Below are 21,160 nucleotides of genomic sequence, written 5' to 3' on the forward strand. Positions count from 1 at the left end.
GTAAGCAGGATCCTGTGCTGCGGCACAACGCATCGGACCATCATGCTGAAGATCACAGTTAGATCACATTGCCACTCAATCCGCCGATGTACGCGCCGATTTGCAGTCCGACTCTCCAGAATGAGTTCAGACCACCCTGGTCAACTTCGATACTGCCCACTATGGCACCGAAGCCCCTGTGACATATGGAGATCCCCAAAGTGACAATTCATCCATTGGTGAAGGCGGGTTCGCTCGCCCTAGCCCTTGCTATCGCACTGCCAACCACATCCCCAGTCCAGGCACAGACCTCTTCAGACCTTCTTGAACGACCAGACGATGCTCAAGTGGCGCTTGACAACTCGCAGTCACAGCCGGTCGCAATGCCCACCGCACTTGATACCAGCGACGAAGAGGTCACGTGGAGCCGCGATGGCGTCGTGACATCTCTGAGCGCAGATGGAAGCTTGCGAGCCTCCACCAGCGTCGACGATCGAGTCGATGTTGGACTCTCGGTTACAGAACATGCCGCGCCGAAAGATCTGTCTGTGACAACCGATGGCACCACCATCATGCATCGAAGCGGGACCGAGGCAGCCCATGCGATGCAGATCCTCGACAATGGTGCGATTAGCGCCAGTGTTCTTTTGGCAGGGCCTGACGCCGCGAAGACGACCCAGTACGATTTCACCGAAGATGTTGCACCTGTTCTGCAGAAGACCGGTGCGGTGGCGCTGTACAAGGACGACGTGCTGGTCGGTGTGGTCGAACAACCGGTTTCGCACGACGCTTCCGGGGCCGAAGTCGACTCTCACTATTCCATCGAAGGGAATCGACTGGTGCAGACCGTGGACCCCGAGCCGAAGAGCGTTTACCCGATTGTGGCGCAGGCTGCGGTCGCCGTCTTCTACACGAGGGGTGACTATGTCCATGTCACTAGAGGTCAGGCTTCAGGTCACGGGTGGTGGATCAAAGGCACGGCCAAAGCGACGAAAGCGAAGGTCACGGTGCAGCTGCAGTACAAGCCGAAGAAGACTTCGTCGTGGAACAGAAGGGGCAAGGCTGGGGTGAAGACAATCGGGCCGGGCACTTCGAAGAGAGCCAACGCCCGGATGACGTGTAGGTCGCAGGCTAGAAAACAATGGCGTAGCTGGGTGGATGTCAATCTCATTGGATACCTCGATTCCCCCAATAAGCTCCACACAAGCGCAAGGACTCTTAAATGCACATTGTGAAAGGTTCGACTGACCCAATCATCGTCAGTGTCGACGGTACATTGGAGGTCACGGAGGCAATCCACAGAGGTATCCAAGCGGGCGAAATCGACGAAGAGGGCGCGTTTGCGCGGTTCTTCGGACTGTGCACGGCTTTGAGCCCGCAGAGCTCCGCCAACAAGGCGTTTGAAGCACATGAGGGCTTCTGGGCATTCGGCGGCGCAGAGACTCTGCGAACGCTGAGGGGGGAGCTTGGATGGTTTCAGATCGAACATCTTGGCGGAGTTCCACCAGCTATGCTTGTGCCGCTGTTCGTTCATGCAGCTGCCGATACCGTCGCCCAGTTAGGGAGCCTGTCGATATCGTCGTTCAGCATTCAGATCCCGGGGCACGTTGCGCCGGTCGACCCCGTGTGGATCCAGACGCTCCTCGACCAGTTCGCAGCAGTCGACGGTGCGACAGAGCCAACCAAAGCCACCGTGAACCTATTTACGACTCCCCGGGCGCGATTACGCGATTCCGCGGTCGAAAATTGGTTTGAAGCCACGCATACCGGCGGTATCATGCTCCGTACGTTGACCGACGAAAACTCTAGGGCCACGTTCGATGATCGGTGGGCGTTGCGTTCGTCACCGATGGTGTTACGTGCAGTGTTCGATGTTCCCGAGTGGTCTGCTGCGAGTGCGTCGACGCTTGTTGCCTTCATGCTCGAAGCTGCGCGAGCAAGTAAGATCGACGGCCCGGTCATCGTCAATGTGGGCCGTAGTGAGTCTGCCTGAAGCAGATCGGCATATGCCATCTGATCATCTGCCGTTTTCAGCCCTATCGTGATTGAGAATGTAAGGTCGGCCTGAAACCGCCGGACTCGAGCAGACTTCTCGCGATGTAGTGCGTGAGGTTGCGGAATCCCAAAGCAGACCCGGCCACCACACCGACGGCACCAGTCATCTGCTGTGTTCGGCCGACATTCCAGAATGGCTTTGTGCCCGGTGACATGCTGGCCGATACAAGTCAGGTCGAGGGCGTCGAGTCGGCAAAATGTCGTGAGGTCAGGGGTCGAGAAAGTAGGCTTGGACACGTCGAGGTCTTTCGGATGGACTGTGTGAGAACTTCCATCATCGGAAGACCTCGACGTCTATCCAGGCAGCGACTCGCCGTGTCCTGGAATCACCGACCTACACTCTCGTTTACGACACTCCTATAGTGTTTCGTCAAGCGACGGCCACCTCTTTTCTGGGATGAAGAGTCTCGACGATGAGGGGATAGAGCTGGCGGACGAGGTAACGCTTCAGGCAGCGGATGATTTCCATCTTGGTCTTGCCTTCAGCAGTTCGCCGCGCCACGTAGTCGCGGGTCTCCTGGTTGTAACGCAGCCGCACCATCACGATGTGATAAAGCGCGGAGTTTGCCTGCCGGTCCCCAGCGCGGTTGAGTCGGTGGCGTTTAGTCTTACCCGACGATGCCGGGATTGGGCAGACCCCGGCCAGTGCTGCGAACGCGGCTTCTGAACGTAGCCGATCAGGGTTGTCCCCGGCGGTGATCAACAGTTGCGCGACGGTGTCTCGGCCGCAGCCGAAGACCCTCATCAGGTCGGGAGCGTGGTCGTCCAGTAGTCGCTGCAGGTGCCCAGCCAAGTCCTCTATCTGCCCGGTCAGTGCTTGCCAGCGCCTTGCCAGCAGCCGCAGGCTGTAGGCCGTGGCCTCGGCGGCGGTGACCGGTGTCGCTGTTGGTCGCGATGCCGCCAGTGCTGCAATCAGTTTGGGAGTTGACAGGCCCTTGTAACGTGTACGCAGATCCTCTGGGGCTGTGATCAGCATCCCCTTAATCTGATTGATCGTCGCAGTCCGAGCCTGCAGCGCCGAGGACCTTGAGGTCCGCAGTACTCGCAGCGACTCCACGAGCCCGTCCCCGCCCTTGGGCGCCGCGCTGGCTCTGCCACCCAGCACAGCCTCAGCGGCGGAATAAGCATCGAAGGGATCGCTCTTGCCGTGGAGTCGCCGGTCGAACCGGTTGGGTCGATTCACCTCGAACACCGTGATGCCTGCCTCCCGCACAGCTCGGGTGACCGCGGCTCCATAGGAGCCGGTGCACTCGATGCCCACGCTGACCAATCCAGGCCAGGAACCCAAAAACCGCAATGCTGCCTGGTACCCAGTCGCGGTAGTCGGTATTTGAGCATCAGCCAGTCGGCGCCCGGCTTGGTCGATCACCGCGAGGTGATGTGTGTCCGCGTGCGTGTCGATCCCGCCGTAGACCTTAACCTGCTTATCGTTCATCATGGGAACTGCGCCCCTTCTTTTCGAGTTCTCGGGTGCGCAGCTCAGCCGGCGTCAGTCAGTTCACTATCGGGGACACGCCAGACTCCTATCAGGACATGACGGCCTGCTGGGCTGCACTTATTACAGTGAGCCGAGCCAGTCGACACGTCGTAAACAGGACAACCCCCAGACAGCGGGGTGTCAGAAGAGCCATGAGTCAGACCCGACCACAAGACCATCATCGATCCGTTTGGTAGAGACCGCCACATCCTTCGAGAAGTCAGACTAACTAGTCCACAAGATCTATAGTGATGAGCCGCTAATTAGCAGCGTCGAAAGCTTCGGGCCCGGACCGGGGCACTAAAGTGAAGCAACTCAGGTCGGTGGACCCGTATGCTGACTATTCGTTGGAATCGTTGGGCTCCAGCCCAACGACGCGGGTGTCGCAGGTGCCCGATGATATTTGGTCGACAGTTGTTAACGATGGACGATTGACGAAGTCCGAACTAAAGCTGTTAGGAAGGGCCTTCCGGTAGCGGACGTGTAACGAAGTGGTATGTCATGTCTCAGGAGTTCGTTTACATCTCTCTCACGGCTTCGTTGACAACCGATTCCATGACTTCGTTAACAGGTAGCAGCCCCGTGAGAATCGGGGAATGTCGAAATCGCTCTCATCTGCCCTTCGCCGCCAGATCATCTCCTACGACCCCGCCGACCCAGCAAGCCCATCGATCTCCGAATTCTGCCGCACACACGGCATCAGCCGACCCTCGTTCTACAAGGTCCGCGACCGCTACGCCGCTGAAGGCAACGCGGCGCTCAACCCTCGCTCACGCGCCCCGAAGAAGCCAGCCCGCACGTTCACTACCGACACCGCCAACATCGTCCTCGACGTCCGGGAGCGTGTGAGCAGTTCGGGCTGGGATGCCGGTCCGAAGACCATCTGGTTCACCGTCGTCGACGAAGCACTCTTCGCCGACGAATGCATTCCATCGGTGTCGACGATCGCCCGGATCCTCAAAGACGCCGGTGTCGTGGCGAAGAACCCGAAGAAGCGTCCCCGAACGTCTTACATTCGGTTCCAGCGCGCAGCCGCGATGGAACTGTGGCAACTCGACGCCTTCGAGTTCAGACTCTTCGACCACGACGATACGGCCCTGCGTACGAAGGTCACGATCTATCAGCTCATCGATGATTCGACCCGTATGGATGTGGGGACCAGCGCGTACGGTCGGCCGGAGAACGGCGACGACGCCGTGACAACAGTGTCGACCGCGCTCGACGCCTACGGGGTGCCTCAGGAACTGTTGTCGGATAATGGGGCGGCGTTCAACCTCTCCCGGCAGGGCGCGGTCACCCAGTTGCAACGTGTTTTGGCTGATCGCGGATGTCTGGCGATCACTGGTCAGTTCCGGTCACCGACGACCCAGGGCAAGGACGAACGGTCACACCAGACTCTGCAGCGGTTCCTCACCGCGCACAAGCCGGTCACATTGGACGCCGTCCAGGATTTGCTCGTCGATTACCGCAAGCACTACAACCATCATCGGCCTCACCAATCGTTGCCGGGGTCGATGAGGCCAGGTCAGGCATGGCAGGCCGCGGAGCATCGTCCCTCGGACGGGACTCCGATTCCGCACACGGACCTCGTTGCGACCGCGCTGGCCTACAAGGCCAAGAACACGAGAACCGCCGCCACCGCTGAGCTTGTCGGCCAGGACCGGCAGCACACAGTGCGCGGGCATCTGCGGCCGTTGCCGGACCAAGTGGTGGTGACGAAGGCGAACCCGCAGATCTATTTGCAGGGGAAGATCATCAAAGTGCCCACTCATCTGGTCGGCACGTATGCCCCGGTGCTCACGGACACGGAGTACATGCTCTTCGATACTCGTGATGGTGGGGAATCGATCGGGTTCCCAATGCCGTTGGACGTCGCGGAGGTCACCGGGCGGATGATTCTTCTGTGGCAGGTGCGGGGCGCGAGGATTCGGGATCCGAAACCGTCGTGGTTGGACAAACAACGCACCTACGCCGCGAAGCATTACGCCTCGCACGATGGTCGAGCCGAGGGCGGAAGTGTCAACGAAGTGATGAACGAGGACCTGTCAGAGAAGTCATGAAACCATCCGTCAGTTATGTGGTGAGACTGGTTGTCAACGAAGTCATGAAAGAGGTTGTAAACAAACCCGGGGGATTCGACATGTAACGAAGTGGTAGCACCTATGTAAGAACCCGGTAGCATTCATGGAGGATTGCTTTCACCCACGACATCGAAGTCGTGACAAGTGAAAGGAACCCTCTCATGGCCGACTACCGGCTGATCTTATCCCTGCTCGTCCAGGGCTACTCCTACCGCGAAATCGAAGCGATGGCCCATTGCTCGCATCGCGCGATCGCCAAAGCACGCACAGTCGCTGACACCCGAGGACTATCGACGAAGGCCGAAGTCGAGGCACTGTCTGCCGATGCCCTCGACCAGCTCTTCGCCGATGGCCGCAAGAGCGGCGACACGGACTTCGTGCCCATCGACGTTGATGCCGTGATCAAAGCACGCATCGGGCGGAAGAAGCCACCCCTGAAAGTCTTGTGGGCCCGTTACCTCAACATCCCAGCATCGACTCCGTCGACGCGTCACTACAGGTACGAACGGTTCTGTCAGATCATCGCCGAACACGTCCGTACCCACGACCTGACCAGCCCCATCACACATATCCCCGGACACACGATGCAAGTCGACTGGGCCGGGACCCCCATGTGGCTGACCGACCCGATCACCCGAACAACGACGAAAGTCTCCATCTTCGTCGCGACTCTGCCCTACTCGGGAATGATCTTCGCCTACGGATGCCTCGACGAGAAACTACCAGCATGGTGCGACGCCCACCGGCGAGCCTTTGAATACTTCGGCGGCATCGCTCAGGTCATCATCCCCGATAACGCCTCGACGGCTTCGAACCAGATCAGCCGCTACGACAAGACTCGCGACGTCAACGAGTCCTACGCAGCATTCCTCGAGCACTACACCACTGCTGCCGTGCCGACCCGGGCCTACAAACCCAAAGAGAAAGCCAACGTCGAATCCGGCGTCAAAATCGTCACGAACTGGGTCATCCACTACCTTGGTGACCGAACGTTCGTCGACGGCGATGACATCAACGAAGCCATCGCCGAACGTGTTGACTGGATCAACGACCGGACACCTTTCCGCGGCCACAACCGCAGCCGACGAGACTGGTTCACCGACGACGAAGCGGCCGACCTCATTAATCTGCCCGACCTCCCCTGGCAGGAAGTGACCTGGAAGAAGGCGAAGGTCTCGCGGGATTGGCACATCCAGATCGCTACGATCAAATACTCCGTCCCCGCCACCTACGTCGGGACGATCGTTGATGCCCGTATCGTCGGCACCCACCTCGACGTACTCGCCGGCGGCGACGTCATCGCTACCCACCGGCTGGGGACGAAGAAACATTCCTACGTCACCGATCCCGACCATTCCCCGGCTACGCAAGGAGACACCACAGGTTTGTGGACTCGCGCCTACTTCCTGCGACAGGCAACGAAAGTCGGACCCCACACAGTCAACGCACTGACGAGGCTCCTTGATGCCAAGAAGATCGAAGCCCAAGGGTTTCGCTCCTGCATGAACATCCTCGCGCTCGGCAAGAGGGGCAACCGAGCCCTGCTCGAAGCCGCGTGCACCACCATCACCAGCGATCAAGCACGTCCGATCAGCTACACGGCGATCAAACACCAGATCACCGCCATCCGCGCACAGGCCAGGCAACGGCCATCGGCGGCCCCAGACGAACCTGCTGCGCCGACACCCGCCGCTCCCAGAGACACTCGCCGGGCCCACCTGACCGGCATCGACCAATTCCGTCTCGACACTCTCACCAGCACCAATAAGTGAAAGGACTGTACCAATGTCAGATCATCACCTCACCACCGACGACATGGCCGTGTTCACACAGCTGCGGATGACAGCGTTCGGACAGACCATCATCGACATCGCCAACGACTCCACCTACGACGACTGGACGTTTTCGCACAAGATCCACCACGCGCTCGACATCGAGCTCGCCGCCCGCGCCGAACGTCGGGTATTCAAACTCCTCAAGGCCTCCCATACTCCGAATCCAGCAGCGTGCGTCGAAGACATCCGCTACCTTCCCGACCGAACCCTGTCGCGTGATGTTGTCGACCGGCTCGCCTCGTGCACCTGGGTTGAAGACGCCAGCAACGTGGTCATCCTCGGCAAAACCAGCGTCGGCAAGTCCTATCTGGCTCAAGCACTGGTCAATGCCGCCTGCCGTAAGGACTACACCGTCGCCTACTGGCGGCTGGACGATCTGGGTAACCGGTTAGCCGTCTACCAGCCCTCGGATCCCGGAGGGCTGAAGTTCCTCGACAGTCTCCGGGCCTGTGACGTCCTCGTCCTCGATGACTTCCTCACGACACCGATCACAATGGACACGACGGCAAAGATCCTGAACATCCTCGCCAGCCGAGAAGGACGGGGTGCAACGATCGTGACCTCGCAATTCGACCCCGAAGACTGGTACAAGTCCCTCCACGACGCCGTCATCGCCGAGTCCATCCTCAGCCGGCTGGTCTCCGTCAGCGAGATCGTGCAACTCGATGGACCGAATATGCGCCGAGAAACCCACGAACCACGCGTAACCGATCCGTCGTGACCAACACCGCCGAGCGCGGGAAGCCCACAGCAAGACTGCTACCGGTTTCCCGCACTCGTGCTACCACTTCACTCCATGTCGAATCCCCCGGGTTTGTTTACAACCTCTTTCATGACTTCGTTGACAACCAGTCTCACCACATAACTGACGGATGGTTTCATGACTTCTCTGACAGGTCCTCGTTCATCACTTCGTTGACACTTCCGCCCTCGGCTCGACCATCGTGCGAGGCGTAATGCTTCGCGGCGTAGGTGCGTTGTTTGTCCAACCACGACGGTTTCGGATCCCGAATCCTCGCGCCCCGCACCTGCCACAGAAGAATCATCCGCCCGGTGACCTCCGCGACGTCCAACGGCATTGGGAACCCGATCGATTCCCCACCATCACGAGTATCGAAGAGCATGTACTCCGTGTCCGTGAGCACCGGGGCATACGTGCCGACCAGATGAGTGGGCACTTTGATGATCTTCCCCTGCAAATAGATCTGCGGGTTCGCCTTCGTCACCACCACTTGGTCCGGCAACGGCCGCAGATGCCCGCGCACTGTGTGCTGCCGGTCCTGGCCGACAAGCTCAGCGGTGGCGGCGGTTCTCGTGTTCTTGGCCTTGTAGGCCAGCGCGGTCGCAACGAGGTCCGTGTGCGGAATCGGAGTCCCGTCCGAGGGACGATGCTCCGCGGCCTGCCATGCCTGACCTGGCCTCATCGACCCCGGCAACGATTGGTGAGGCCGATGATGGTTGTAGTGCTTGCGGTAATCGACGAGCAAATCCTGGACGGCGTCCAATGTGACCGGCTTGTGCGCGGTGAGGAACCGCTGCAGAGTCTGGTGTGACCGTTCGTCCTTGCCCTGGGTCGTCGGTGACCGGAACTGACCAGTGATCGCCAGACATCCGCGATCAGCCAAAACACGTTGCAACTGGGTGACCGCGCCCTGCCGGGAGAGGTTGAACGCCGCCCCATTATCCGACAACAGTTCCTGAGGCACCCCGTAGGCGTCGAGCGCGGTCGACACTGTTGTCACGGCGTCGTCGCCGTTCTCCGGCCGACCGTACGCGCTGGTCCCCACATCCATACGGGTCGAATCATCGATGAGCTGATAGATCGTGACCTTCGTACGCAGGGCCGTATCGTCGTGGTCGAAGAGTCTGAACTCGAAGGCGTCGAGTTGCCACAGTTCCATCGCGGCTGCGCGCTGGAACCGAATGTAAGACGTTCGGGGACGCTTCTTCGGGTTCTTCGCCACGACACCGGCGTCTTTGAGGATCCGGGCGATCGTCGACACCGATGGAATGCATTCGTCGGCGAAGAGTGCTTCGTCGACGACGGTGAACCAGATGGTCTTCGGACCGGCATCCCAGCCCGAACTGCTCACACGCTCCCGGACGTCGAGGACGATGTTGGCGGTGTCGGTAGTGAACGTGCGGGCTGGCTTCTTCGGGGCGCGTGAGCGAGGGTTGAGCGCCGCGTTGCCTTCAGCGGCGTAGCGGTCGCGGACCTTGTAGAACGAGGGTCGGCTGATGCCGTGTGTGCGGCAGAATTCGGAGATCGATGGGCTTGCTGGGTCGGCGGGGTCGTAGGAGATGATCTGGCGGCGAAGGGCAGATGAGAGCGATTTCGACATTCCCCGATTCTCACGGGGCTGCTACCTGTTAACGAAGTCATGGAATCGGTTGTCAACGAAGCCGTGAGAGAGATGTAAACGAACTCCTGAGACATGACATACCACTTCACTCCACGTGCGCTACCGAAAGCCGCTTCTATACACTAAAGCTGATCCGTTCTTTGGGCGTTCCTGATCGTCGACCGTCTATTGACGAAGCTAAGAGCCTATTGCGTGTGCTAGACCGCATGGTTGATCATGGTGCTGTCCTTCGGGGTTCCTACTAAGCTTATTTCTTGGGCGCTTGCTGATTGAGTGATACGGGTCGGTGCGAGTCATATGAGTCGGGATACGAAACCGGAGTTACTGGATTGAGTGATTCTGCATCCTCGCTTGTCAATTTTCACTCTGTTCACATGGGCAAGTTAAGTCGAAGTCCAATTCGTCTTGGGTTGCAACACGATCATCGCGACTATGAACCAGATCATAACGCCCTCCTCGAGGCCGCAGTATCGTAATAACCGAGGAACAACCTCGGCGGACATGATGACGTCCTCACGACGAAAGAAGGCACCAGCGGTGACCGACAGCGCATCCACACCCACCCGCACAGAGACCGATTCGATCGGCAGCCTCGAGATCCCGACATCAGCGTATTGGGGTGTGCACACCGCCCGGGCGATGGAGAACTTCCCGATCGCGCGCCGGCCGGTCTCCGTCTACCCCGACTTCGTCCGTGCCTTCGCCTGTGTGAAGCAGGCGGCGGCGCGGGCGAACCTGGAGATCGGTGCCCTTGACGAACAGCGAGCGAACCTCATCGATGCCGCCTGCGAAGAGATCAAGGGCGGGCGCCTCCACGACCAGTTCACCGTCGGCGTGATCCAGGGTGGGGCGGGCACGTCGACGAACATGAACGCCAATGAGGTGATCACGAACCGTGCGCTCGAGATCGGTGGTCACGCGAAGGGCGACTATTCGTTCATCAATCCCAATGACCACACGAACCACAGCCAGTCCACGAACGACACCTACCCGACGGCGATCAAGATCGCACTGGCCTTCTCACTGCAGAACCTCCTCGGCGAACTCACGCTCCTAGCCGATGCCTTCGCCGCGAAGGGGCGCGAGTTCTCCCACATCATCAAGGTCGGTCGCACCCAGCTCCAGGACGCGGTGCCGATGACCCTGGGTCAGGAATTCACCGCCTTCGCCACCACTCTGCATGAGGACGTCCAGCGGCTCGAAGACGCGGTGGCACTCCTCGGTGAGGTCAACATGGGCGCCACGGCGATCGGAACGGCGATCAACGCCCCGGTCGGGTACAAGGAAGCGGTGATCAAGCACCTGCGCACAATCACCGGACTCGAGCTCGTCACCGCCGGCGACCTCGTCGAATCCACCTCCGACACCGGCGTCTTCATCACCTTCTCCGGGGCGCTCAAGCGCAGCGCTCTGAAGATGTCGAAGATCGCCAACGACCTGCGTCTGCTGTCCTCAGGCCCGCAGGCCGGCTTCGGTGAGATCAACCTGCCTGCCCGTCAGGCCGGCTCGTCGATCATGCCCGGCAAGGTCAACCCCGTCATCCCCGAGGCCGTCTCCCAGGTCGCCTACTCGGTCGCCGGAGCCGACGTCACCGTGTCCATGGCCGTCGAGGGCGGCCAGCTCCAGCTCAACGCCTTCGAACCGATCATCGCCCACTCCCTGTTCCAGTCGATCACCTGGCTCGAGCGTGCCTGCCAGACCTTCCGCGTCAACTGCGTCAACGGCATCACCGCCAACGAGGCAGCGCTCGAGGACACCGTAGCCCGTTCCGTCACCGTCATCACCGCACTCGCCCCGGTCATCGGCTACGCCCCGGCCGCGCAGCTGGCCAAGCAGGCACTGGCGACCAATGAACCGATCGCTGACCTCGTCGTTGCACAGGGTCTGCTCGACCCAGTCCAGCTCGAGGAGATCCTCAAACCCGAACGCCTGACCGGTCTGCCCGCCGACCATGGTGTCGAGAATACGGCCGACAGCGCCGAGGCTGTTCCCCGTGACGAGATGACCTCGGAACTGCCGGTGGTGCCATCTCCAGAGTGAGAGAGGGGCGCTGGTCAGCGAACCGGTGGAGCGTCGGAACTCGACGAGGGGTTCCTTGTTGCTGTCGTATTCTTCCGTTTACCTGGGTGGCCGCTAACGGCGGTGCCAGGAGCTGGCGCACAGGGGATCGCAGGAGCTGTGCGCCGACGAGCGCAGTGAATATTCCTTCGCCGAGTGCTAAGCTGGGGGCATCAGACATCGTCTCCCTCTGAGTCCTCGGACTCAAGGAGACGATTTTCATTTCGGAAATTTTCAAGTCAAGCGGTACCAAGGTGAGTGAAGCGACGGTTAAGCTGCTTGCGCTTCGGCCGTCTTCTTCGGTTCATTGATCCAGGCTGGCCCGGGTAGGGCCAGGATCTTGGGATCAGTGTCGGTGGTGAAACGGTTTGAGTGTTTGGCCCGGGCAGCCGCCAGGGTCTGCGAACGCTTCAGGGCCACCGCGTCAGCGAAACCATAATGCACGTTCGCCGGGGTGTGGAACCCGATCCCGGAGTGCTGGTGATCATGGTTGTACCAATCCACGAATCCGCTGATGAAGGCACGCGCATCGGCCAGAGAAGCGAAGCGATCGGGAAACGTCGGCCCGTACTTCAACGATTTAAATAGTGCCTCGCTGTACGGGTTGTCGTTGCTCACGCGGGGCCTGGAATGAGACCGGGTGACTTCAAGATCCGACAGCAGCCCAGCAACGGTCTTCGACGTCATCGATGTCCCGCGATCGGCGTGGACGACATCGGGGATGCCGTGGATGCCGAAGATCTCCTTCATCATCTCTACCGCAAGGGTCCCGGATTCGGTGGCGTGGACATGGGCACCGACAATGAATCGCGAATGGATATCGATCATCACATAGCAGTCAAAGTACTTGCCTTTCACCGGCCCAGCCAGCTTCGTAATATCCCACGACATCACCTGACCTGGTGCAGTGGCGACGAGTTCGGGAACGGTCCGGGCCGGATGCGTGGCCAACCGGCGGCGTTCGGCGACCTGTTCGTTGTCCTTCAGCACCCGGTAGAACGTCGACACCGACCCGAGATAGATGCCTTCATCGAGGAGTTTCGTATAAACCTGCTGGGGCGCAAGATCGACGAACTCCGGGGAATTCAACGCCGAGAGGACCTCGGCTCGTTCGTCCGGGCTGAGTTTGTTCGGCGGTACCACCGGCGACTGGTCGACGGGCGAGGGCGGTTTGCGATAGATCGTGGTGCGTGAGAGCCCGACCAGCCTCGCGGCTTCCCGGGTGGCAATCTTGATGTCGAGGAGTTCACGGTAGGCGTGTTTCATTTCTTCTTGGACTTCGGCTCGTCCGGTGACTCTGCGATGGCGTTCTCGAAGAACGCTGAGAGTTTTCCCATGACGTCCAGGGCTGCCTCGGATCGTTCTAACCGGCCCTCACTCACCTCCAGCTGGCGGCGCAAACGCGCGATCTCGACCTGTTCCGCGGAGAGCTTGCCAATGGTCTCGCCGGGTTTCTTACCCGTGAGAGCACCGGCATCACGGAGCTTTCGCCACTCGGCGATCTGTGAGGAATACAGTCCTTGTCCGCGCAGGTATGCTCCGCCTTCCTTGCGGGTGCAGGCGTCCTCGTATTCGGTCAACAACTCAAGCTTCTGCGCGGGGGTGAACGACCTTCGACGGGACGGTCCACCGGCACGCGGTCCGGAACTACTCATGGACCCATTTTGGCCTACTTCGGCCATAACGAGATTCGACATTATGTTGGGTTTCCTAGTTCTCGCCCTACGTGGTCGGACTGATTTGCTCTGACACCTTGGCACCGCTCAAGCCTGACACGTAGGGTTTGCGCGATAATGAGCTGCATGCACTTCACAAAAGCGTTCAAAGAGCGCGAGGATCTGATTACAGACTTGGCTGAAGCTGGGCTGAAGATTCCGAATCACGCACGCGCCCTCGGTTTCCTCACTCGGGTGGGCTACCACCGGTCTGGAGCATACCGCTACGTGTTCCGTGAGCTGCTGCCTGCCGACCAGATCAATGCCGCAATGCGCGAATACCGAGCTGCCACGTACATGACAGGGGCGAGCATCGATCATGTCATAACTCTTGAAGAGTTCGACATGAAGTTGGCCCGCATCTGCCTAGACGGGACTTTGGACTTCGAAATTCGCTTGCGTGCTTCGATTGCGCACGCTTTGGCCAGGTTGGATCCGGCTGCGCACTTAGACCGAAACTGCCTTGACACCGCGAAGTGCAATACGCTGATCCCCAGGAGTCAGCCACCTCAAACTAAATTCCAGGCCTGGAAACGCACCGTCGATAGAGCCATAGGAAGTGCGAAGCCGGAAGAGGACTTTGTTGCTCATCACCTAGCGAAATATCCCTCTCAACCATTACCGGTCTGGGCCGTAACCGAACTTCTCAGTTTCGGGAGCTTGCCGTATCTCTTCGAGCTGATGAAGTCCGCTGTTGCCCGGGCTGTGGCCAATGATTTTGGCTTCATGCATCCCGCCCCGTTCGGGAAAGTCGTCCGGGCAGTCGCCGATTTGCGCAACTACTGCGCCCATGGCTCGCGGCTTTTCAACCGACACTTCAAGCGCGCGCAGTCGATCGCGCCCAGGCACACAGCTGGCCCATTGCTGGACCACGTCTCAACCCCTGGATATTCTCGCACTTCAACTGAGAGCAAGCGGCTCTATATAAATGCCGCCGTCTTGGCCTTCATGCTTAGGTCACATTCTGAACCGAGTGATTGGCCTGCCAGGTTTCGAGATCACATCCTGTCCTTCAGCCTCCCGCTAATCACACCCGATGGACATCGTGTAGTCACGCCGGATTTGGACATGGGCTTCCCTGCGAGTTGGAACACCAAGCTCCTGTGGCAGTAACTTCTGGACGATAGTCGACCACCAGGTTTGGGTGGAGAGCAGACACTTACACGACCCCCGTGCCTTTTGGGGTCCGCAGGTCACCTGCCGTACCTATCCATCTCAATCCTTCTTGAGCTCCAGTACTTCCCACGCAAAAGTCGCAACCCAGTGTGAGGCCATGTACTCGTCGGAGACTGCGGCTTCGAGTCCCGGTGCCATGAGTGCGTCGACTCGGGTGAGGAAGCCCCTGGTGCGGTCGGCGGGGTCCAGATTGCCTGAGTCCTCGGTAATCTGAAGCAGTCGTGGAGCCAAGCGCATGATCGAGGCGGCAACGGAGAGCCCTAGACCATAGAGGTGGCTCTGATAGCCGTCCGTCGGATCGAGGACCTCGACGGGGGAGAGTGCGGGAGACTCCGGCGTCAGTTCCGAGAGGAAGTCCGGCAGCCACACGGCGAGCTCGTCGGGGGTGAGGATCTCGGCCATGAGGTCGGCCTCGCACAATCCGGGGGAGAGGAAGTCCTGGCCGCTGCGTTCCTGAACGAAGTTCCAGGAATGATCGTCGGCGAAGCAGCGACGAGCGGATGCCGCGATTGCGTCGACGACGTTGTGTCGGCCGAGTTCTCGTGCGCCGAGCAGAATGCGTCGCAGACCGAAGGCGGTGTTCGGGTGGATTCCATGGCGGACGGGTTCGGGCATGTGCGGCAGCCATGCCACGGTCAGGTCGAAGACAGTGTTGGCGAGCACCTCGGCGCCGGGAGCCAGGCCACGTAACCGCGGGTCATTGCTGGCCCGAAGTGCACACACGAGCTCGACGGCCCAGGCCCAGCCATAGGGACGCTCCCAGGTCGGGTGCTCGCGGAGGAACTTTGCTTCGGCGCCGAGATTCTCTGTGCTGAGGTTCGAGGTGAGGACTGTGATGGCCTCGTCACGCCAGGGTGCGGCCTGGGCGGTCTCGCTGTTCAACAGTGTCACGAGCAGGTAGTGCATGTGCACGCTGGAGTGCCAGTCGAAGGAGTTCGCGAAGGCCGGATTCTTCTTCCGCGGTTCGACGATGTCGGCAGGTGACCCGGCGACGTGGTGGGCGGCGTACGGATAGTCACGGGTGATGTTGCTCAGGGCCACCTCGGCGAAGGGGGTGACGAACTCTGCAGACTGCGGCATGGATCCTCATCGGTTCGGGGATTTCACTCTACTCGGACGGGGCGCGTTGGCAGTTAGAGTGAGAACTGGCAGCGGCTCAATGAGGGGAAGGTGGGCGCGGGGTGGCGAGGTTTCCTCAGGTCTATGGCAAGACGGTCGATGAGCACACGCGTTGTGAGCATTATGCGACCGAGCTCGACATCATCGCCATTCGCTTCGCGTGCTGCGACCGGTACTATCCGTGCCACCTCTGCCACGCCGAGACCACCGATCATCCCGCCCAGCAATGGCCGCGTGAGAAGTGGGAACAGGCGGCCATCCTCTGCGGAATGTGCTGGTCACAGCTGACGATCGACACGTACCGGAGTACCGATGCTTGTCCCGAGTGCGCGGCGGCATTCAACCCTCGGTGTGCGGCGCATTCGAGCTACTACTTCAAGGGCTGACTCAGCGACCGCCACGTAGTTATCGCGGATTCCGCTGGGCGCCGTCCTCTCGTGCAGCTTGCTGCGAACCTCAGCTCACGAGGTGGCCGTCAATATTTACTTTAGGCAATCTAAAGTAAATATTCTCGGGCGGATGGTGACTTTAGCTCTGACCGCCATCGTTGCCAGGCTCTGCGTCCAATTCGTCTTTGCTGCTGCGATCGAAGAGGACGATGAACGTGGCTCCGGCCAAGACCAGTCCTGAGGCGATGACCGCGATGGGGCCGAAATCGAAGGGCAGGACGCCGCGCAGTATCTCGCGCACCGTCGAGGTCGGATCGGCCAGCGTGGCGGCGACGAAGATCGCGACCAGGATTGAGACACCCAGGGCTGCGAGACGATTCCATCTGCCGCTGATGCGTCCCGAGAGTAGTCGCCCGGCCTTGATGATTCTGCCTGTACGCAGAATACGTAATGCGCCGACGAGTCGAATGATGCGAAACAGCTGCACGGGGCCGAGGGCGAAGATGACTCCGATGATCACGAGAACTGTGAGCACGATCAGCCACAGGTGCCGTTTGAACCAGGACTTCTTGTCAGGAGTAACGAGGAAGAGTATGAGCGTCTCACCTACGAGGACCAAGCCGGACAAGAGATTGATGACTCTGCCGGCGTCGCTCCACGGCTCAGAGAGGAAGGTGAGGAAGATTGCTGGGATCGAGACGAGTGCGGCGACCAGAACCGGCACTGCCAGGCGTTCCTGCCAGCGTTGCTCCCGGGTCGCTTTTGAGTCATCAGTCATCGTCACTATCAGGATAGTTGGTTGGCGCTGTGCTACCCCTCGAGCAGTCCCCGGATGTCCTCGGCCGTCACCGTCTGGCTGAATGCCTGACCGTTGGGGCCGCGCCCTTCGAAGGCCCCGCCGTCGGTCATGAGGGAGTCGAAGAGCTCAGCCTTCTTCTTCTGCAGGGCCAGGACCTTCTCCTCGATCGTTCCCTCGGCGACATAGCGATAGACCATGACGTTCTTCGTCTGTCCGATCCGGTGCGCTCGGTCGATCGCTTGGTTCTCCGTCGCCGGATTCCACCACGGATCCATAAGGAAGACATAGTCGGCCTCGGTGAGGTTGAGGCCGAAACCGCCGGCCTTGAGGCTGATGAGGAACACGGGAGCCGCGCCGGATCGGAACTCGTCGACGACCTGGCCGCGATTGCGAGTCGAGCCGTCGAGGACGACGTAGGGGACACCTCGGCGATCGAGATCCTCGGCCACCTTGTCGAGGAAGGAGGTGAACTGGCTGAACACGATTGACCGGTGGCCCTCCGCCACGACATCCTCGAGGCGTTCCATGAGGGCGGCGAGCTTGGACGAGTGCACACCTTCGTGTTCGCCGTCGACAATGCGCGGGTCGAGTGCGAGCATGCGCAGCAGGGTCAGTGAGCGGAAGACGATGAAGCGCTGCTTGTCATACTCGCTGTCGATGAAGCCGAGGATCTTCTTCCGCTCCTTCTGCAGCACCCGATCGTAGAGCTTGCGGTGAGCAGCGTTGAGCTCGACATTGATGACCTGCTCCTGCTTCTCCGGCAGATCGGCTGCGACAAGATCCTTCGTGCGGCGCAGCATGAACGGTCGAATCCGCTTCTGCAGCCGTCCCATTCGTCCCGGATCCTCACCGCCTTCGATGGGCCGCACGTATTCCTTCTCGAAGCGATGCGCGCTGGGGAAGAGTCCAGGTGCGGTGATGGAGAACAGCGACCACACATCGCGCAGAGAATTCTCCATCGGAGTGCCCGTCAGCGCCAGACGGAAGGGTGCGTTGACCGACTTCGCAGCCAGGTGGACCTGCGAGGAGCTGTTCTTCACGAACTGCGCCTCATCGAGAATGAAACCGGCCCAGTCCAGACGGGCGATCGGATCCTCGTCCAGGCGCAGCATCGCGTAGGACATGACGATGAGATCGGCACCGGCGACCACCTCGGCGAGGGGCTTCTGTCTCTTCTTCGTTGACTCGGAAACGACGCGAACGTCGAGGTCAGGGGTGAACTTTGCGGCCTCCTTCGCCCAGTTGTCCACCACCGAGGTGGGGGCGACGACGAGGAACGGAAGCTCTGGCTTCGCGTGGGCGATGAGTGCCAGGGTCTGCAGGGTCTTGCCCAGGCCCATGTCGTCGGCGAGGATCCCGCCGAGGTGGCACTTGTGCAGCAGCGCCAGCCACCGGAATCCCTGCACCTGGTAGGGCCGCATGGTGACGCCGTTCAGGTGAGGGACTTCGACGGCGGGCAGGTGGTCGAGGTCGAGCAGTGCCTGCGCGGATTCCTGCCAGGACTGGGCGGGCAGAGTCTCATCGGCGAGCTCCTCGAACTCCGACCACAGGCCCACATGCAGGCGCGTGATCTTGGGCGACTCGGGTTCCCACTCGGGGATGAGATCGGCCTCGGCCAGGAGTGCCTTGAGTTTGTCGAAGGCGGGTTTGTTCAGCGACAGGAACGTGTCGTCGACGAGTTTGATCTTCTTCGTCCCCGACGCCAGGGCTTTGTAGAGCTTGACGAAGGGGATGGGCTTGCCGTCGATGGTGATCTGGAAGCCGAGGTCGAACCAGTCGTTCTTCTCCGACTCGACCGAGGTGATCGTGATGTTCGGTTCCCCGCCGAGCTCACGATAGGGCTGCTTCTTCCCGCGCGTGATGACCTTGACGTGCTCGATCTCCTCAAGCCCAGGCAGGACGTTGACGACGAAGTCCGCGGTGTCGGCGTCCGTGAGTTCCATGTCGCGGGGGTGGCCGGGCGGTTGAGTCTCGGCGAGGACGGACGCGACTTGGTCGAGCACAGCGCCCTCATGCTCAAGGTCGCGGTTGTCGCGTGGGTCTGGCGTCGGAGTGGTGCTGCGCGCGCCCGCTGTGGTGCGGATGGCGGAGGTGCCGAGTTTCGACAGGGGCACCACGGGCAGGGTCCGGCGCGGTCCCGAGTACTCCCAGTACCACTGCAGGCTCAGGTGGTCCTTTGCACCGTAGACCATGAAGAGGACCAGCCGCGGCTGGCTGAACTGGGGAAACTTCACCGTCTCGTCGGTGCTCACGACCTCGGCGGAAGTACGCAGCAATGGGTAGTACTCCTCGAAGAATTCTTCGGATTCGCTTGCCGGGATCGTGATCGGGCCGGGCGATTGGAATACTGAGAGTGCTGACTGTGCGGTCGGTTTGGCCGCCGGTGCCATGGCTACGGTGAAGCCCGTGCGCAGATCGACGCCGAAGAACCCGTGCGTCCAGATGGGCTTGGTCAGACCCGGTGAGAATTCGCGTTGATCGATCGTGACCCGTGGCTGCACCCGCAGCTGGTTCTTCACCCGGTTGACGTCGATGATCGCCTTCGACTCACGCCCGATGTGCACGTCCATGCCCTGATTGACGCCGACGAGTTCGATCCCAAGTTCGGCGGCCTGAGCGAACATGTCCCACAGCAGCGGAGTGTGAAAATCGCCGAGGTTGTACGGCGCGCCATCGGGTGTGAAGTCGGTTTTGTCCCGGGTGCGCAGTCCCGAAAGTTGGGTGAACCATTCCTGGTGGCGGGGATCGACGTTGAACTGTCTGGCCATGCGATCGATGGTGCGCCAGGTCAGGGACTTCTTCACCCAGTTGCCGGATTCGCTGAGGATCAGCGGGCGGATCGCAAGGCTGGGATCAGTGCCGGGGGAGACCGCTTGCTTCTCCAGAACCACCGAGTGCTTCGGTTCGAACCATGTCCGGGCTACGACCTCGACGAGCTCGAATCCCAAGGCCACGGGCGTGTACTCCTGCGGGGCCACCTCGGCGAGGGAGGCGAAGGCATCACGCCACCCGGCGGTGTGATGGGACGAAGCATGGTCATTGGCGGGCACCGTGCCATCTTCTCATTGAGGGCGGACATGCCGGTTCTCAGCGCCCACAGAACATCGTGTGGACACGCGATGTGGACACAGTCTTCGAAGGAGAACAGACTGTTGATCATGGGCCACGAGGGGGAGTGCGAATACACCGATGCGCAGAAATGGATGGTCATCAAGGGCCGGAAATGGCGCAGAACCGATCCGGAACTGCCTGAGGATATGGTCGCAGAACTGAAAAGCCACCTCGGCACAGCGCGCAACGCTGTCCGGACTGCAAAGAAGACAGGCACGGACGAGGACGTGAGCGCGGCCCGCAATCGGGTCAATATCGCCAAGCACGGACTCGGCGAACGGGGCGACTACTGGTGGCAGCTGTGCGCAGACAAGCGACTCGCCCGCGCCGAGGATGCGCTGGATCGACTGCGCTGAGAACCGTCGAGGGGTGGCGTTACCCTGCGAGGAGAATGAGAGCGACGGTGATCGCGCTGACTGTGAGGCAGATAGCCAGGGACGCAAGCCCTCGCACCCACCATTTCGCCCGCATCGTCTTGTTCAGGAGGGCCGTGACGATTGCACAGAACCCCAGCCAGCCGATGGTCGCGGGAATGCCGAAGAACATGGCGAGCATCGCGATCGTGTCGCGTGGAGATGGAGAGCTAGCCGAAACCAATGCCTTCACACGACCCATCGACGTTGTGGGCCGGAGCGACAGCCCACATAACGACGGCAGCAAGTGCTGCCAGGGCCCACACGCTGAAGGGAATCAAGTAGACGCCCAGCGTTTCTCGCCGTTCGGCGGCTGGTGGTTCGACGACCATGCATACACTTTAGCGCGACGGTATCCGTGACTGCATGGAGTCACGGAGGCAGTTCAAGGCTTGAACAGCTCGATCTCGTCCGGGGAATAGTAGTCCTGTGCGCCCACGCCCGTGCGTACGAGGTACTTGCCTGTCTCCTCATAGAGGTAGACGACGGTGCCGACGCTGTGGGCCATGGCTCCGGAGGTGACTTGGACGGTGTCGCCGATCTTGAACTCAGTCATGGTTCAGTCTAAACACGCTCGCGTTCTGGCTGGG

Annotated in this window: 18 protein-coding genes and 1 pseudogene; 9 read left to right on the forward strand and 10 right to left on the reverse strand. The window is 60.5% G+C overall.

The window, feature by feature from the left end:
* The first annotated feature begins 200 nt into the window (after positions 1-200).
* Together CXR25_RS01500 and CXR25_RS18565 are read left to right on the forward strand one after the other, a co-directional pair.
* A complete protein-coding gene (locus CXR25_RS01500; protein WP_241212365.1) occupies positions 201-1,214 on the forward strand; it encodes a hypothetical protein in 1,014 nt (337 codons plus the stop codon).
* Entirely contained in the window at positions 1,202-1,972 is a 771-nt protein-coding gene (locus CXR25_RS18565; RefSeq protein ID WP_164513761.1) for a thioredoxin domain-containing protein, read from the forward strand. Before CXR25_RS01500 ends, CXR25_RS18565 begins: the two co-directional genes overlap by 13 nt.
* 143 nt (positions 1,973-2,115) lie before the next feature.
* Here CXR25_RS18565 and CXR25_RS01505 read toward each other — a convergent pair.
* Both CXR25_RS01505 and CXR25_RS01510 read right to left on the reverse strand, forming a co-directional pair.
* Positions 2,116-2,271 (reverse strand): annotated as a pseudogene (locus CXR25_RS01505) (ISL3 family transposase); the annotation flags it as partial.
* Between the two features lie 133 nt (positions 2,272-2,404).
* Positions 2,405-3,472: an IS110 family RNA-guided transposase gene (locus CXR25_RS01510; RefSeq protein WP_083248759.1), complete on the reverse strand. Its 1,068-nt coding sequence runs from the start codon at positions 3,470-3,472 to the stop codon at positions 2,405-2,407.
* Between the two features lie 635 nt (positions 3,473-4,107).
* On the opposite strand from CXR25_RS01510, the gene CXR25_RS01515 reads away from it, so the two are divergent.
* The 3 genes from CXR25_RS01515 to CXR25_RS01525 all read left to right on the forward strand — a co-directional run bounded on the left by CXR25_RS01515 (position 4,108) and on the right by CXR25_RS01525 (position 8,148).
* A complete protein-coding gene (locus CXR25_RS01515) occupies positions 4,108-5,571 on the forward strand; it encodes an integrase core domain-containing protein (protein ID WP_241211545.1) in 1,464 nt (487 codons plus the stop codon).
* A gap of 182 nt (positions 5,572-5,753) precedes the next feature.
* The gene (gene istA / locus CXR25_RS01520) at positions 5,754-7,364 is read left to right on the forward strand and encodes an IS21 family transposase (RefSeq protein WP_125177785.1); all 1,611 of its coding nucleotides are present in this window, start codon (positions 5,754-5,756) and stop codon (positions 7,362-7,364) included.
* 13 nt (positions 7,365-7,377) lie between these two features.
* Positions 7,378-8,148: an ATP-binding protein gene (locus tag CXR25_RS01525; protein WP_125177786.1), complete on the forward strand. Its 771-nt coding sequence runs from the start codon at positions 7,378-7,380 to the stop codon at positions 8,146-8,148.
* A 157-nt stretch (positions 8,149-8,305) separates the two neighbouring features.
* Here CXR25_RS01525 and CXR25_RS01530 read toward each other — a convergent pair whose 3' ends face one another.
* On the reverse strand, positions 8,306-9,769 hold the full coding sequence (locus tag CXR25_RS01530; protein WP_241211545.1) for an integrase core domain-containing protein: 1,464 nt from the start codon (positions 9,767-9,769) through the stop codon (positions 8,306-8,308).
* Positions 9,770-10,294: 525 nt separating this feature from the next.
* Between CXR25_RS01530 and CXR25_RS01535 the strand changes: the two genes are divergently transcribed.
* Positions 10,295-11,830 carry an aspartate ammonia-lyase gene (locus tag CXR25_RS01535; RefSeq protein ID WP_125178523.1) on the forward strand — a complete coding sequence of 512 codons (1,536 nt, stop codon included), beginning with the start codon at positions 10,295-10,297 and terminating at the stop codon, positions 11,828-11,830.
* A 288-nt stretch (positions 11,831-12,118) separates the two neighbouring features.
* On the opposite strand, the gene CXR25_RS01540 is transcribed toward CXR25_RS01535, so the two are convergent.
* A protein-coding gene (locus CXR25_RS01540; protein ID WP_125177787.1) for an IS3 family transposase occupies positions 12,119-13,503 on the reverse strand; the annotation gives its coding sequence in 2 pieces (ribosomal slippage) (positions 12,119-13,185 and positions 13,185-13,503; 1,386 coding nt in all).
* Positions 13,504-13,650: 147 nt separating this feature from the next.
* On the opposite strand from CXR25_RS01540, the gene CXR25_RS01545 reads away from it, so the two are divergent.
* Entirely contained in the window at positions 13,651-14,676 is a 1,026-nt protein-coding gene (locus tag CXR25_RS01545; RefSeq protein ID WP_164513918.1) for an Abi family protein, read from the forward strand.
* A gap of 102 nt (positions 14,677-14,778) precedes the next feature.
* On the opposite strand, the gene CXR25_RS01550 is transcribed toward CXR25_RS01545, so the two are convergent.
* Positions 14,779-15,819, reverse strand: a complete 1,041-nt coding sequence (locus tag CXR25_RS01550) for a DUF2891 family protein (RefSeq protein WP_125240321.1) — start codon at positions 15,817-15,819, stop codon at positions 14,779-14,781.
* A 101-nt stretch (positions 15,820-15,920) separates the two neighbouring features.
* Here CXR25_RS01550 and CXR25_RS01555 point away from each other — a divergent pair, with 101 nt between their 5' ends.
* Positions 15,921-16,244 carry a CHY zinc finger protein gene (locus CXR25_RS01555; protein WP_125240322.1) on the forward strand — a complete coding sequence of 108 codons (324 nt, stop codon included), beginning with the start codon at positions 15,921-15,923 and terminating at the stop codon, positions 16,242-16,244.
* Between the two features lie 142 nt (positions 16,245-16,386).
* On the opposite strand, the gene CXR25_RS01560 is transcribed toward CXR25_RS01555, so the two are convergent.
* Both CXR25_RS01560 and CXR25_RS01565 read right to left on the reverse strand, forming a co-directional pair.
* Positions 16,387-17,025, reverse strand: coding sequence for a hypothetical protein (locus CXR25_RS01560; protein WP_125240323.1), 639 nt, complete (start codon positions 17,023-17,025; stop codon positions 16,387-16,389).
* Positions 17,026-17,057: 32 nt separating this feature from the next.
* The gene (locus tag CXR25_RS01565; protein ID WP_125240324.1) at positions 17,058-20,096 is read right to left on the reverse strand and encodes a DEAD/DEAH box helicase; all 3,039 of its coding nucleotides are present in this window, start codon (positions 20,094-20,096) and stop codon (positions 17,058-17,060) included.
* 69 nt (positions 20,097-20,165) lie between these two features.
* On the opposite strand from CXR25_RS01565, the gene CXR25_RS01570 reads away from it, so the two are divergent.
* On the forward strand, positions 20,166-20,513 hold the full coding sequence (locus CXR25_RS01570) for a biopolymer transporter Tol (RefSeq protein WP_233429384.1): 348 nt from the start codon (positions 20,166-20,168) through the stop codon (positions 20,511-20,513).
* A gap of 19 nt (positions 20,514-20,532) precedes the next feature.
* On the opposite strand, the gene CXR25_RS01575 is transcribed toward CXR25_RS01570, so the two are convergent.
* Genes CXR25_RS01575 through CXR25_RS18575 form a run of 3 tightly spaced genes read right to left on the reverse strand, consistent with a single transcriptional unit; the run spans position 20,533 to position 21,126 of the window.
* The gene (locus tag CXR25_RS01575; RefSeq protein ID WP_164513919.1) at positions 20,533-20,763 is read right to left on the reverse strand and encodes a hypothetical protein; all 231 of its coding nucleotides are present in this window, start codon (positions 20,761-20,763) and stop codon (positions 20,533-20,535) included.
* Positions 20,741-20,902 (reverse strand): hypothetical protein, encoded by a 162-nt coding sequence (locus CXR25_RS18570; protein ID WP_164513920.1) that lies wholly within the window; start codon positions 20,900-20,902, stop codon positions 20,741-20,743. The genes CXR25_RS01575 and CXR25_RS18570 overlap by 23 nt, the downstream gene beginning before the upstream one ends.
* A 53-nt stretch (positions 20,903-20,955) precedes the next feature.
* Entirely contained in the window at positions 20,956-21,126 is a 171-nt protein-coding gene (locus CXR25_RS18575) for a KOW domain-containing RNA-binding protein (RefSeq protein ID WP_009883491.1), read from the reverse strand.
* Between the last annotated feature and the right edge of the window lie 34 nt (positions 21,127-21,160).

The sequence above is a fragment of the Brevibacterium aurantiacum genome, assembly GCF_003932995.1.
GTDB lineage: Bacteria > Actinomycetota > Actinomycetes > Actinomycetales > Brevibacteriaceae > Brevibacterium > Brevibacterium aurantiacum.